13 protein-coding genes are annotated in these 12,743 nt (G+C 64.9%); 10 read left to right on the top strand and 3 right to left on the bottom strand.

Annotated elements, in window-relative coordinates; all coding sequences use genetic code 11:
- Positions 1–10 precede the first annotated feature (10 nt).
- From VB618_RS15185 to VB618_RS15150, 8 genes are all read left to right on the top strand, one after another.
- Entirely contained in the window at positions 11–1,201 is a 1,191-nt protein-coding gene (locus VB618_RS15185) for a phosphoglycerate kinase (protein WP_329797549.1), read from the top strand.
- A 134-nt stretch (positions 1,202–1,335) separates the two neighbouring features.
- Positions 1,336–2,424: a class II fructose-bisphosphate aldolase gene (gene fba / locus VB618_RS15180; RefSeq protein ID WP_329797548.1), complete on the top strand. Its 1,089-nt coding sequence runs from the start codon at positions 1,336–1,338 to the stop codon at positions 2,422–2,424.
- Positions 2,425–2,666: 242 nt separating this feature from the next.
- Positions 2,667–3,320, top strand: a complete 654-nt coding sequence (locus VB618_RS15175) for a thiamine phosphate synthase (RefSeq protein WP_329797547.1) — start codon at positions 2,667–2,669, stop codon at positions 3,318–3,320.
- Positions 3,320–4,219 (top strand): tetratricopeptide repeat protein, encoded by a 900-nt coding sequence (locus VB618_RS15170; RefSeq protein ID WP_329797546.1) that lies wholly within the window; start codon positions 3,320–3,322, stop codon positions 4,217–4,219. Before VB618_RS15175 ends, VB618_RS15170 begins: the two co-directional genes overlap by 1 nt.
- 303 nt (positions 4,220–4,522) lie before the next feature.
- The gene (locus VB618_RS15165; RefSeq protein WP_329797545.1) at positions 4,523–5,317 is read left to right on the top strand and encodes an inositol monophosphatase family protein; all 795 of its coding nucleotides are present in this window, start codon (positions 4,523–4,525) and stop codon (positions 5,315–5,317) included.
- 103 nt (positions 5,318–5,420) lie between these two features.
- Complete coding sequence (locus VB618_RS15160) at positions 5,421–6,386, top strand: flagellar motor protein MotA (protein ID WP_329797544.1); 966 nt, start codon at positions 5,421–5,423, stop codon at positions 6,384–6,386.
- The gene (locus VB618_RS15155) at positions 6,386–7,414 is read left to right on the top strand and encodes a peptidoglycan -binding protein (RefSeq protein ID WP_329797543.1); all 1,029 of its coding nucleotides are present in this window, start codon (positions 6,386–6,388) and stop codon (positions 7,412–7,414) included. Before VB618_RS15160 ends, VB618_RS15155 begins: the two co-directional genes overlap by 1 nt.
- Complete coding sequence (locus tag VB618_RS15150; protein WP_329797542.1) at positions 7,415–7,681, top strand: hypothetical protein; 267 nt, start codon at positions 7,415–7,417, stop codon at positions 7,679–7,681.
- Positions 7,682–7,847: 166 nt separating this feature from the next.
- Here the strand turns inward: VB618_RS15150 and VB618_RS15145 are convergent, their stop codons facing one another.
- Positions 7,848–9,647 carry an ABC transporter transmembrane domain-containing protein gene (locus VB618_RS15145; RefSeq protein ID WP_329797541.1) on the bottom strand — a complete coding sequence of 600 codons (1,800 nt, stop codon included), beginning with the start codon at positions 9,645–9,647 and terminating at the stop codon, positions 7,848–7,850.
- Between the two features lie 257 nt (positions 9,648–9,904).
- On the opposite strand from VB618_RS15145, the gene rpmE reads away from it, so the two are divergent.
- Positions 9,905–10,144 (top strand): 50S ribosomal protein L31, encoded by a 240-nt coding sequence (rpmE, locus tag VB618_RS15140; RefSeq protein ID WP_329797540.1) that lies wholly within the window; start codon positions 9,905–9,907, stop codon positions 10,142–10,144.
- Positions 10,145–10,339: 195 nt separating this feature from the next.
- Here the strand turns inward: rpmE and rcdA are convergent, their stop codons facing one another.
- Together rcdA and VB618_RS15130 are read right to left on the bottom strand one after the other, a co-directional pair.
- Positions 10,340–10,870 (bottom strand): protease adaptor protein RcdA, encoded by a 531-nt coding sequence (gene rcdA / locus VB618_RS15135; RefSeq protein WP_329797539.1) that lies wholly within the window; start codon positions 10,868–10,870, stop codon positions 10,340–10,342.
- 333 nt (positions 10,871–11,203) lie between these two features.
- Entirely contained in the window at positions 11,204–11,410 is a 207-nt protein-coding gene (locus VB618_RS15130; protein WP_329797538.1) for a DUF1192 domain-containing protein, read from the bottom strand.
- A gap of 214 nt (positions 11,411–11,624) precedes the next feature.
- On the opposite strand from VB618_RS15130, the gene VB618_RS15125 reads away from it, so the two are divergent.
- Positions 11,625–12,623, top strand: a complete 999-nt coding sequence (locus VB618_RS15125; RefSeq protein WP_329797537.1) for an NAD(P)H-quinone oxidoreductase — start codon at positions 11,625–11,627, stop codon at positions 12,621–12,623.
- Positions 12,624–12,743: the final 120 nt, after the last annotated feature.

Raw genomic sequence — 12,743 nt, 5'->3', positions numbered from 1 at the left:
AGGCTGCTCAATGACCGCCTTCCGCACGCTCGACCAGGCCGACGTCAAGGGAAAACGCGTACTCGTCCGGGTGGACCTCAACGTCCCCATGGAGAACGGCAGGATTACGGACGCGACACGCATCGAGCGCGTCCTTCCCACCATCCGGGAGATCGCCGACAAAGGCGGGAAGGTGATCCTTCTCGCCCATTTCGGACGCCCGAAGGGACGTGATCCCAAGGAGTCCCTGAAGCCGGTTGCGGAAGCGGTCGCTAGCCACCTCGGCAATCCTGTGGCCTTCGCCGATGACTGCATCGGCGAAGCCGCCACCAGCGCTGTCAACGCCATGAAGGACGGCGATGTGCTCCTCCTCGAAAACACCCGCTTCCACGCGGGCGAGGAGAAGAACGATCCGGCTTTCGTTCAGGAACTGGCGAAGCTCGGCGACCTCTATGTCAACGACGCCTTCTCGGCAGCGCACCGCGCTCATGCCTCCACCGAAGGGCTTGCCCGCGCGTTGCCCGGTTATGCTGGTCGCTCCATGCAGGCGGAGCTCGATGCCCTGACCAAGGGACTGGAAGCCCCAAAGCGTCCGGTGGTCGCCATCGTCGGCGGCGCGAAGGTTTCGACCAAGATCGACCTGCTCGAAAATCTCGTCACCAGGGTCGATGCCCTGGTCATCGGCGGCGGCATGGCCAACACCTTCGTGCATGCAACAGGTCTCGGCATCGGCAAGTCGCTGGCCGAGAAGGATCTCGCCGCCACCGCGATGCGCATCATCGAGAAGGCGCGCGAATCCAACTGCGCCATCATCCTGCCCGTTGACGGCGTCTGCGCCTATGAGTTCAAGGCGGGCGCACACAACCACACCTACGGCATCGACGCGATCCCCGAGGATCAGATGATCCTGGACGTGGGCTCGCAATCCGTCGAGCGCGTCAATTCCGCCATCAACGATGCGGCGACGCTGGTCTGGAACGGCCCGCTTGGTGCCTTCGAGATCGCCCCCTTCGACCAGGGCACGGTGGCGGCGGCCCGCCATGCCGCCCAGCGCACGAAGGACGGCAAGCTCGTCTCTGTCGCCGGCGGCGGCGACACGGTGGCAGCTCTCAACCATGCTGGCGTTGTGGACAGCTTTTCCTATGTCTCGACCGCAGGCGGCGCCTTCCTCGAATGGCTCGAAGGCAAGTCGCTCCCCGGCGTGGAAGCTCTGAGAGCTTGAGCTAATTGCCTGGCCAAGAGGAGCATCGGATGGATCCCGAAAGTGGGATCCACTTTTGGGTCCGATGCTCTAGATGCTTAAGCTGAGGTTCAGCTTCTGCGCTGTTTAAAAGCAAAACCAATACGGAGGACCAAATGGCCCGCATTACCATGAGGCAGCTTCTGGATCACGCAGCCGAACAAGGCTATGGCGTGCCTGCCTTCAACATCAACAACATGGAGCAGGCGCTGGCGATCATGGCGGCGGCCAGCGAGGTCGACGCCCCGGTGATCATCCAGGCGAGCCGCGGCGCTCGCTCCTATGCCAACGACGTCATGCTCAAGCACATGATGGACGCGGTGACCGAAATCTACCCGCATATCCCGGTCTGCGTGCATCTCGACCACGGCAACGAGCCTGCCACCTGCATGACCGCCATCCAGGCCGGCTTCACCTCGGTGATGATGGACGGCTCGCTGAAGGCAGACGGCAAGACACCGGGCGACTGGGACTACAATGTGGGCGTCACCAAGAAGGTGGTCGAGATGGCCCATCTCGGCGGCATCTCGGTGGAAGGCGAGCTCGGCGTGCTCGGCTCCCTGGAGACAGGCGAAGGCGAGGCCGAGGACGGACACGGCGCCGAGGGCAAGCTCTCCCACGACCAGCTGCTGACGAACCCCGACGAGGCCGTGAAATTCGTGGCCGAGACCAAGGTCGATGCGCTCGCCATCGCCATGGGCACCTCCCACGGCGCCTACAAGTTCACCCGCAAGCCCGACGGCGCGATCCTCGCCATGCACATCATCGAGGAGATCCACCAGAAGCTGCCGAACACCCACCTGGTGATGCACGGCTCGTCCTCGGTGCCGCAGGACCTGCAGGACATCATCAACCAGTATGGCGGCCAGATGAAGCCCACCTGGGGCGTGCCGGTGGAAGAGATCCAGCGCGGCATCAAGCACGGCGTGCGCAAGATCAACATCGACACGGACAACCGGATGGCCATGACCGGCCAGATCCGCAAGATCCTGACCGAGAACCCGGGCGAGTTCGACCCGCGCAAGTACCTGAAGCCCGCCATGGAGGCGATGACGAAGCTCTGCAAGCAGCGCCTGCAGGAGTTCAACACCGCCGGCCAGGCCTCGAAGATCAAGCGGGTCTACACGCTGGCCGAGATGGCTAAGCGCTACGCCTCCGGCGAGCTCGACCCGACCTTCGGTGCTGCCCGCCAGGCGGCGGAGTGAGACAAGCCCCTACCCTCGAGAAACCCTCCGCGTCATCCCCGGACTTGTTCCGGGGATCCACGTCTTAAAGGCGCTCAAAGACGTGGATGGCCGGGACAAGCCCGGCCAAGACGGAAAGGGTTCACCCAAGATTTCTACGATCAGGCTTTCGCCTTAATCATGATCGACAAGCGGGGCCTCGCAAGATGGCCCCGTTTTCGTTATGGGAACTGTGTCTTTTGTTTTCTCAACCCTAGTGACCCATGGCCGATACCGCTGCCCGCCTCTACCTCATCACCCCCGTTCTGGAGGACGACTCCTTCGCGCCGCAGCTTTCCGAGGCCTGCGCGACCGGAACTGTCGCCGCCGTTCTGTTGCGGCTGGCACCCGCCGACGAGCGCACCCTGACCAATCAGGTGAAGACGCTCGCTCCTGCCGCTCAGGACCATGGAGCAGCCGTCATCGTCACCACGGAGGCCAAGGCCGATCTCGCCACCATTGCGGCGCGGGGCGGGGCCGACGGGGTTCACATGAACGGTGCCGATCCTGCTCTTGTGCGGGAGTTGCGCGACCGCCTGAAGTCTGAGCGCGCCATCGGGGTCGGCGGCATCCGCACCAAGGACGACGCCATGACCTTCGGGGAAGCCGGCGTCGACTACCTGCTCTTCGGCGAGCCACGTCCGGACGGTTCCCTTCCGTCCCTCGAGAGCGTGGTGGAGCGGGCCTCCTGGTGGGCGGAGATCTTCGAGACGCCCTGCGTGGCCTATGCCCCGAGCTTTGAGGCGGTCGAGACGCTCGCCGCCACGAACTCCGAGTTCGTGGCCCTGGGCGATGCCGTCTGGTCCCATCCGGACGGCCCTGCCGCTGCGGTGAAGGCCGCGGCCGAAATCCTCAAGCGCCAGGAGACGTCGCGCTGATGCGTCTCCCGTGGATCATCGGCGGCGCGCTTCTGCTGGCATCCGCCACCGCAACTGCCGCGGCCCAGCCCGATCTCGCGTATGGCGCCTATCAGCGCGGCCTTTACCAAACGGCCTTTCGCGAGGCGACCCTGCGGCTGGAGAAGAACAACAACGACGCCGCTGCCATGACCCTGCTGGGCGAGCTCTACAATCAGGGTCTCGGCGTTACGGTGGACCCCAAGAAAGCTTCCGAATGGTACCGGCTCGCGGCGCAGCGGGGCGATGCCCATGCGCTGGCGGCCTTGGGCTTGATGGCCCTCGATGGGCGCGGCATGCCGAAGAACTTAGGCCAGGGCCGGGCCTGGCTGGAAGAAGCGGCCGCCAAGGGCAACCCGCTCGCCAGCCACAACCTCGCCCTGCTCCTCCTCACGAGCGAGGCGAATGCCGATCTGCAGAAAGCGATAGGGCTCCTGAGAAGGGCTTCCGAGGCGGAGATCCCGGATGCGCAGCATGCGCTGGGCGTGCTCTACCTCAAGGGCCGCGGCGTCGCGCGCAACGCTACCGAGGCCGCGCGCCTGTTCGAACGCGCAGCCCGCAACGGCAGCTCGGTCGGCGAGGTGGAATACGCGATCCTGCTCTTCAACGGCGACGGGGTCCCGGCAAGCGAGTCCCAGGCTGCCCGCTCCTTTCGCCGCGCAGCCGCCAGGGGCAACGCCATCGCCCAGAACCGCCTCGCCCGCCTGCTCGTGGCAGGCCGGGGCGTGCCGGCCAACAAGGTCGATGCGGCGGCCTGGCACATTCTGGCGGCAGCCCAGGGGCTGGCGGACCCTTGGCTCGACAATGCCCTCAAGGATCTCACCGCAGATGAGCGCACCCGATCCGAGAAGCTGGCGGCCGAGCGCCTCGGCATGCGGTGAACCATTCGGGAAGGCCGCAGGCCTCCACCTCTCCTTGTGGGAGAGGTCGCGCCTTCAGGCGCGGGTGAGGGGTTACAGCCATATCCGGATAGACCTGTAACCCCTCACCCCAACCCTCTCCCTCAGGGAGAGGGAGACTGCCGCGCAGCTGCTTCGCCGGATGCAGCGATCCTTCGGGATCATCTTTCCGGCCCCTGCGTTTGACGGATAGGGACGATGAGGCCCACAACGGCTTGACGCCGCCTCCAGGGTGGTCCATCGACCACCTTCTTTGAAAAACCGCTCTTTGTCAGGACCTGCACGATGATCCGCTCGCCCCTCATGACCGTTATGACCGATGCCGTGATGAAGGCGTCACGCTCGCTCAAGCGCGATTTCGGCGAGGTCGAGAACCTGCAGGTCTCGCGCAAGGGTCCGGGCGACTTCGTGTCCGCCGCCGACCGCAAGGCGGAAAAGATCCTGCGCGAGTCGCTCGAAAAGTCCCGCCCCGGCTACGGCTTCGTCATGGAGGAGGAAGGCGTCATCCAGGGCACCGACACCAGCCACCGCTGGCACATCGACCCGCTCGACGGCACCACGAACTTCCTGCACGGCCTGCCGCAATTCGCCATCTCGGTCGGCCTGGAGCGCGACGGCCAGATCGTGGCCGGCGTGATCTACGACCCGGCCAAGGACGAGCTCTTCATCGCCGAGCGCGGCAAGGGCGCCTACCTCAACAACCGCCGCATCCGCGTGGCGGCCCGCGGCGACCTCGCCGATGCGGTGGTGGCCTGTGGCCTGCCTCATATCGGCAAGGGCGATCACGGCCTCTTCCTGCGCGAATGCGCTTCCGTCATGGCCAATGTGGGCGGCATGCGCCGCTGGGGCGCGGCCGCCCTCGACCTTGCCTATGTGGCCTGCGGGCGCTTCGACGCCTATTGGGAGCGCGGCCTGAACTCCTGGGACATGGCCGCCGGCATCCTCATGATCCGCGAGGCGGGTGGCTTCGTGTCCGATGCCGACGGTGGCAGCGACCCGATTGCCAAGGGCTCGATCGCCTGCGGCAACGAAATGATGCAGCGGGAACTCCTCAAGCTCCTGAAGAAGGCCAAGGGGTGATATTTCTGTTCGTGCAGGTTCAAGACGGCATGGTCGCGCTTGATCCTTCAGACCGGGGCGGTCACATTGGTGCAGTCCCGAAGCACGAATGCACAGGATAACGATGGCGGATCAACCCCTTACCCCACCGCGGATCTATTTGATCCGCATGGCGGTCTTCCTCATTCTGGCAGGGTTTGTCGCTTTCATCCTCTACCGGCAGATCTGGGAGGCCTTCCAAGCAAACCCAGGCCTCAATGCCCTGATCCTGGGTATCATGTTTATCGGCATCGGCTTGGCGATCCGGCAGGTCTGGCGCCTGCGGCCCGAGGTGCGCTGGGTCAATACACTTCGTCAGAGCGAGGAAGGCCTGGTCGCTCCCACCCCACCGGTGCTGCTCGCCCCCTTGGCTGCTCTCCTGGGCAACCGGCCTGATCAGTCCGGCTTTTCCGTTGCGGCAACCCGCTCGCTGCTCGATTCCATCGGCGCTCGCCTGGATGAGAGCCGGGAGATCCTGCGCTATCTCGCCGGCCTTCTGGTCTTTCTCGGGCTGCTTGGCACCTTCTGGGGGCTCATCGACACGGTCGGCTCCGTCGGCCGCATCATCTCCTCGTTGCGGACGGGGCAGGATTCGGCGGTTCTCTTCGACGAGCTGAAGAACTCGCTCGCCGGCCCGTTGCAGGGCATGGGCCTGTCCTTCTCGGCCTCCCTGTTCGGCCTCGCCGGCTCCCTCGTGCTCGGCTTCCTCGATCTTCAGGCCGGTCAGGCGCAGAACCGTTTCTACACGGAGCTGGAGGATTGGCTTGCCACCTCCACCATGGATACGCCGGCCGAGCCCTCTCTGCGCGGCAGCGCCGCCCCGCAGGACCTGACGCTCGCCCTCAACCGACTCACCGCCGCCGTCAACGACGGCGGAGGCGGGCGAGCGGCCACGCAGGCCATGGCGAACCTCGCCGAGGGCGTGCAGGGCCTCGTGCAGCACATGCGCGCCGAGCAGCAGATGATCCGCGATTGGGTGGAGGCCCAGGCTGCCCGCGAGAAGGAGCTGAAGCAGGTGCTCGATCGCCTCTCCCGTGAAAGGCTGCCCTGATGCCGGTCTCCAGCGCAGGCGGACGGCGGCGCGGGCGCAACAGTCAGATCAATTACTGGCCGGGCTTCGTGGACGCCCTATCCACGCTCCTGCTCGCCATCATCTTCCTGATCTCCGTCTTTACCGTCGGCCAGTTCTTCCTGTCGCGCGAATTGTCAGGCCGAGACACGGTGCTCGACCGGCTCAACCGCCAGATCGCCGAGCTGACCGATCTTCTCTCCCTCGAACGCTCGAGCCGGCGCACCATCGAGGAAACGGTCACCTCGCTCCAGACGACCCTGCGCGCCAACGAAGCCGACCGGGCGCGCCTTCAGAGCCTTCTCGACACAGGCGGCGCGGCGCAGGTTCAGGCCGACCAGCTGAACACCCAGCTCGAGACCGAGCGCCAGGCGACGGGCCGCGCGCTGAGCCAGGTCGAGATCCTCAATCAGCAGATCGCCGCCATGCGCCGCCAGCTCGCGGCCCTGGAGGAGGCTCTTTCCGTCTCCGAAAATCGGGACAAGGAAAGCCAGGCTCGCATCGCCGACCTCGGCAGCCGCCTCAACGTGGCGTTGGCGCAGCGCGTGCAGGAACTCGCCCGCTACCGCTCCGACTTCTTCGGCCGCCTGCGCCAGATCCTCGGCACCCGCCCGGATGTGCGCATCGTCGGCGACCGTTTCGTGTTCCAGTCGGAGGTGCTGTTCCCGGCGGGCCAAGCGTTCCTGCGCCCTGAAGCCTCCGGCGAGATCGACCGCATCGCCAGCGCTCTGATCGAACTGGAAAAGCAGGTGCCGCCCGACATCCCCTGGGTGATCCGCGTCGACGGCCACACCGACCAGCGCCCCATCAACACCCCGCAATTCCCCTCGAACTGGGCCCTCTCGTCCTCCCGCGCCATCGCGATGGTGCAAGCGCTCGTCGCCCGAGGCGTCCAGCCCAAGCACCTCGCCGCCACCGGCTTCGGCGAGTTCCAGCCGCTGGACAACGGGACCACGGAAGAAGCCTATGCCCGCAACCGGCGCATCGAGCTGAAGCTGACGGAGCGGTGATTGACACTGGATCCTGATAGGCCCTCGACGCTGCCGGAAGGTTCAAGGCCTCCCGGACGCTCGGCGCTTCGGTCCGTGTTCCTGGGGTTAGCGATCATCGTCAGTGCCCTGATGTGCCTGGGCGGCCTGATCGTCACCACCTCAGGGATCATCATGATTATGGCTCCGCCCTTCGGGCCGATGATGCTGGCTGCAGGGCTGACCCTTCTACTAAGTGGGATAGGATTGCTGCGGATGTTCATGCGAAAGGTCTCGGGCATCGCCTGAACTCCCATCGATGGTCTCTACCTATCATCACCGGCTTTGTGCCGGTGATCCCGATTGTATGAAGCGCCAAACCTCTCCGAAGCGGGATGGCCGGGACGAGCCCGGCCATGGCGGGAAGGTCTCACCCCATAGACTTCCCGAAGCGACGAGAAAGAAGCCTTCGGAGCTACTCCGCAGCTTCGCTGTGCTCCCGCTCGCTCGTGAACTGCAGCCGCGCGAGCCGCGCATAGAGGCCGCCCTGAGCGAGCAACGCCTCATGAGTCCCCTCCTCGACGATCCGGCCCTGGTCCATGACGAGGATCCGGTCGGCGGAGCGCACGGTGGCTAACCGATGGGCGATGACGAGGGTGGTGCGGCCCTCCATCAACCGGTCGAGGGCTCCTTGAACCTTGCGCTCGCTCTCCGCATCCAGCGCCGAGGTGGCCTCGTCGAGGAGGAGGATCGGCGCGTCCTTCAGGATGGCGCGGGCGATGGCGAGGCGCTGGCGCTGGCCGCCGGAGAGCGTCACGCCGCGCTCGCCGATCATGGTCTCATAGCCCTGCGGCAGGGCCCGGATGAAGCCGTCGGCGGAGGCGAGTTCGGCCGCGCGGCGCACATCGTCCTCACTGGCTTCAGGCTTGCCATAGCGGATGTTGTCGAGGACGCTGGTGGCGAAGATCGTCGGCTCCTGCGGCACGAGGGCCATGCGGGCGCGTAGGCTGAAGGGATCGGCCTCGTTGATGGGAACCCCGTCGACCCAGATCGTGCCGCCTTGCGGATCGTAGAAGCGCAGGAGCAGCTGCAGGATCGTGCTCTTGCCAGCTCCCGAAGGCCCGACGATGGCGACCCTTTCGCCGGAACTCACGGTCAGGCTCAGGCCATGGAGAGCCCGCTGCTCGGAGCGGGTCGGATAGGCGAAATGCACATCCTTGAACGCCACCGTGCCGAGAGGCGGGTTCGGCAGGGGCTTTGGACGGCGTGGCGCTTCGATGGCAGGTTTGGTGGCCAGGATTTCGCCTAAGCGCTCCGCCGCACCGGCGGCCTGAGCGAGTTCGCCATAGACCTCCGAGAGCTGACCCAAGGAGCTTGCGGCGAAGACCGCGTAGAGGACGAACTGCGACAGCCGACCGCCCGTCATGGTGCCGGCCAGAACGTCCTGCGCGCCGTACCAGAGCACGGCCACGACGCTCGCCGAGACCAGAAAAAGGCCGGCGCCGGTGAGAAACGCCCGCATGGTGGTGGAGAGCCGGGCTGCGCCGAACGCCTCCTCGGCGGCAGCGGCGAAGCGGGCGGCGGTGGCGCTTTCCATGCCGAAGGCCTGCATGGTGCGCACGGCCCCGACGGCCTCCGCTGCATAAGCCGAGGCGTCGGCCAAGCGGTCCTGCGCCGCCCGCGACCGCCGCCGCACGGCGCGGCCCGAGAACACGAGCGGCAGGACGATGACCGGAATGGCGAGAAGCACCAGCGCCGAGAGCTTCGGGCTGGTGATGATCATGAGAACCGTCGCGCCCAGGAAAAGGAACAGATTGCGTAGGGCGATCGAGATGCTGACCCCGAAGGCCGCCTTGACCTGGGTAGTGTCGGCGGTGAGCCGCGAGACGATCTCCCCGCTCTTGGTCTGGTCGAAGAAGGCTGGGTCGAGGGAGGTCAGGTGCCGGAACACGGCGGAGCGCAGGTCCGCCACCACCCGCTCGCCGAGCGTGATGACGCAGTAATAGCGGAGCGCGCTGGCCAGGGCCAAGACGCTGACCACACCGATCAGGAGGACGAAATAGGCATTGATGTAGTCGCGTCCCTCTGCCGAGAAACCGAAATCGATCACCCGGCGCACGGCGATGGGTACGACGAGCGTGGCCGCAGAGGCCAGGGCGAGGGCCGCCAGCGCCGCCGTGATCCTGCCCTTGTAAGCGAGGCCGTAGGGAATGAGCGGCTTCAGGGCGCTTAGGGCAGCCTTGGGGCGGGATTGGGCGGAGGGCAAATCGGCCATGTCAGCCTTCGTTGACGGAAATCACGGTTCGGAGCTGTTTCCATTGGCATGGAATCCGCCCTTTTCTTTTAAGCTGTCTCAATTTTCAGCAGCGAACCAGATTCATCTTGCCGAAAAGTGCTCTGGGACGGTTTAGCACCTTTGCCCCGGCTTGTTTCAACCACTTAAGTGAGGTATAGGCGCGCATTCATGAATTCAGGCTCGATCTCACATTGCGGGCTGACCAGACTTGGCTGGCCGCGAGAAGGACTATGGCAATGGCGCGCAAAGCAACCGAACATCCCGACTACCACTTCATCAAGGTGGTCATGACCAACGGCACCGAGTATCAGACCCGGTCGACCTATGGCAAAGAGGGCGACACCCTCAACCTCGACATCGACCCAAGCACCCATCCGGCCTGGACCGGCGGTTCGCAGCAGCTGCTCGACCGCGGCGGCCGCGTGTCGCGCTTCAACTCGCGCTTCGGCGGCCTGGGCATCGGCGCCAAGAAGTAACCGGGCGCCTGGCGCCTGGCGCATCGTGCGGAAAAGTGGACTCGGTTTTCGCTAGCGCGGCCCGCTGGGTCCGGTCCACACGATGCGCTGCTCAAGCGCCGGTTGTTTCAACCTGGAATATGAAAAGCCCCGCTTCGGTGGGGCTTTTTCGTTGTCTGCGGGACTTCCATCACGCTCATGCCAGGGGTGGAATTCTTACTCGGCCGGCCCGAAGGCCTTCTCCAGCATGCCGAGCTGGGCCGCGATCGGGTTGAGAGCCGCTTGGCGGGGAGCAGATCCGGCTTCGGCGATCAGGCGCTCCAGATGGAGGATCCGGGCGTGAAGACGGGTCGCGAGGCCCATGAGTTCACGCAGCCGTTCCGGCAGGGCCTCGTATTCGTCGATGCTGGTCTTGGTGTCCGACGAATTCAGGCGGACCCTGCTCTTCTCGGTCTGGGCCTGGTCGGGGGAGATCTCCCCTTCGGCGACCGCTCGCTGCAGCAGGAGCCAGGAGGCGACCTGCATCAGGCGGGTGGTGAGCCGCATGCTCTCGCTGGCATAGGCGAGGCTCGTCTGGCGCTCCAGGTGACGGGACTCCTCCCGGCCCGGACCGTCGAGATAGGCGGCAGTCTCCTCGATCAGTTCCATGCCCTCCTGGAACAGGGCCCTGAAGGCATCCGATCCCACGAAGCTCTGCCCGAACCGGACAGGATCGACACCAAGCTGGATCACGTCGGGCTCGTTCACGCGTCTCTCCCAAAGACCTGTCCCCCGCAGAAGCGGAGGACTGCAACTCATGAGGGGATTATAGGACGGTCCGGGAAGACTTGCCTCGGTAACCTCTTCTTAAGGTTAAGCCCGCAGCACGAAAAAAATTGAGCCGCTCGTGGCGGCTCTTGAAGTCTAACAGGGAAGCGTCAAACAGAGTGAGCCTCTAAGCCACTCGGCATCCAGGGAGAGACCTGGATGCCTCATTCATGCTCGAAAATGGTTAATGCGGAGTTAAGCACCCGCTAGCGCATCGTAAGAAGGAGCATCGATTGATCCCAAAAGTGCAAATCCACTTTTGGGTCCGATGCTCTAGGCTTGGCCGAGCCTGAAGAAGGCGCTCGCAGCAGCAAGGGAGCTTTCCTTCTTAGCCCTCGCCTCCTTGAGACGGGAAATCTCCCGCTCGAGCACCTCGACACGCTCATCGAGTTCATCGATGGAGAGCATCGACAGGTCCTGGCCGATTTCGTGTCCGCTGACGACGCGCCGCGGGTCATCGGCGAAGGGATCGAGGGCCATGGCATTCTCCTCTTCAAGGTTGGTCGTGACCTTAGCGCATCATGCGGAAAAGTGGACCCGGTTTTCCGGTCCACACGATGCGCTGACTTCAAGGATTGGAGCATCGGATGAATCCCAAAAGTGGTGTCCACTTTTGGGGCCGATGCTCATCCTGCCTGCATTCCTTGCCAACGGGGTCTATATCTCAGGAGAGTGTTGGCCAAAGGAGGGAAAAATGGGGCAGATTCCGGACATGATGCGCGCCGTCGTTGCGGAAGGAAGCGGCGGACCGGAGGTCCTCAAGGTCTTGCAGCGCCCCGTTCCCCGGCCCGGAGACGGCGAGATCCTGGTGCGCTTGAAGACGGCGGGCGTGAACCGCCCCGACGTCCTCCAGCGCCAGGGCGGCTATCCGCCGCCGCCCGGGGCACCCGATATCCTCGGGCTCGAAATCGCCGGCGAAGTCGTCGGCGCGGGCCCCAGTGCTAGACGCTTCTCCATCGGCGAACCCGTCATGGCCCTGGTGCCGGGCGGCGGCTATGCGGACTATGCGGTCGTACACGAGAGCAACGCCCTGCCGGTTCCTCCAGGTTTGTCCACCGAGGAGGCAGGAGCCATCCCGGAAACCTATTTCACCGTCTGGACCAACGTGTTCGACCGGGGCCGCCTCCAGGCCGGCGAGACCTTCCTGGTCCATGGCGGCACCTCGGGCATCGGCACCACGGCGATCCAGCTTGCCAAGGCCTTTGGCGCCACGGTCATCGCTACGGCCGGCTCCTTAGAAAAATGCGACGCCTGCCTGCGGCTCGGCGCCGATGTGGCGGTCAATTACCGGAACGAGGATTTCGTCTCGGCCGTGAAGGAGGCCACCGGCGGCAGGGGCGCGGACCTGATCCTCGACATGGTGGGCGGCGACTACATCCCGCGCAATTACGACGCGGCAGCCCAGGATGGGCGGATCGTCCAGATCGCCTTTCTCCAGAGTCCTAAGGTCGAGGTCGACTTCCGCCGGCTCATGGTCAAACGGCTGACCCATACGGGTTCGACCCTGCGCCCTCGTTCACCGGCGGAAAAGGCTCTCATCGCCCGCGCTCTCGAGGACAAGGTCTGGCCGCTGCTTGCTCAGGGCCGCTGCCGACCGGTGATGGACTCGACCTTCGCCTTCGAGGATGTGGCCAAGGCCCATGCCCGGATGGACGGGGGCGAGCATATAGGGAAGATCGTTCTCACCCTCTAGCGCATCGTGCGGACCCAGAGGGCCGCGTCAGCGAAAAGTGGGGCCGGTTTTCCGCATCAACGATGCGCCGCTTAAAGGATTGAGCATCGGATCAATCCCAAAAGTGCATTCCACTTTTGG

Source organism: Microvirga sp. CF3062 (assembly GCF_036314045.1).
In the GTDB taxonomy this organism is placed as follows: Bacteria; Pseudomonadota; Alphaproteobacteria; order Rhizobiales; family Beijerinckiaceae; genus Microvirga.
Note: the sequence above shows the minus strand (reverse complement) of the source record. Positions and strands in the feature narration are given on the sequence as shown.

Excerpts from the sequence above, each read along its gene's own strand:
- VB618_RS15185 (WP_329797549.1), top strand. The coding sequence starts at position 11 with ATGACCGCCTTCCGCACGCTCGACCAGGCCGACGTCAAGGGAAAACGC.
- fba (WP_329797548.1), top strand. The coding sequence starts at position 1,336 with ATGGCCCGCATTACCATGAGGCAGCTTCTGGATCACGCAGCCGAACAA.
- VB618_RS15175 (WP_329797547.1), top strand. The coding sequence starts at position 2,667 with ATGGCCGATACCGCTGCCCGCCTCTACCTCATCACCCCCGTTCTGGAG.
- VB618_RS15170 (WP_329797546.1), top strand. The coding sequence starts at position 3,320 with ATGCGTCTCCCGTGGATCATCGGCGGCGCGCTTCTGCTGGCATCCGCC.
- VB618_RS15165 (WP_329797545.1), top strand. The coding sequence starts at position 4,523 with ATGATCCGCTCGCCCCTCATGACCGTTATGACCGATGCCGTGATGAAG.
- VB618_RS15160 (WP_329797544.1), top strand. The coding sequence starts at position 5,421 with ATGGCGGATCAACCCCTTACCCCACCGCGGATCTATTTGATCCGCATG.
- VB618_RS15155 (WP_329797543.1), top strand. The coding sequence starts at position 6,386 with ATGCCGGTCTCCAGCGCAGGCGGACGGCGGCGCGGGCGCAACAGTCAG.
- VB618_RS15145 (WP_329797541.1), bottom strand. The coding sequence starts at position 9,647 with ATGGCCGATTTGCCCTCCGCCCAATCCCGCCCCAAGGCTGCCCTAAGC.
- rpmE (WP_329797540.1), top strand. The coding sequence starts at position 9,905 with ATGGCGCGCAAAGCAACCGAACATCCCGACTACCACTTCATCAAGGTG.
- VB618_RS15130 (WP_329797538.1), bottom strand. The coding sequence starts at position 11,410 with ATGGCCCTCGATCCCTTCGCCGATGACCCGCGGCGCGTCGTCAGCGGA.
- VB618_RS15125 (WP_329797537.1), top strand. The coding sequence starts at position 11,625 with ATGGGGCAGATTCCGGACATGATGCGCGCCGTCGTTGCGGAAGGAAGC.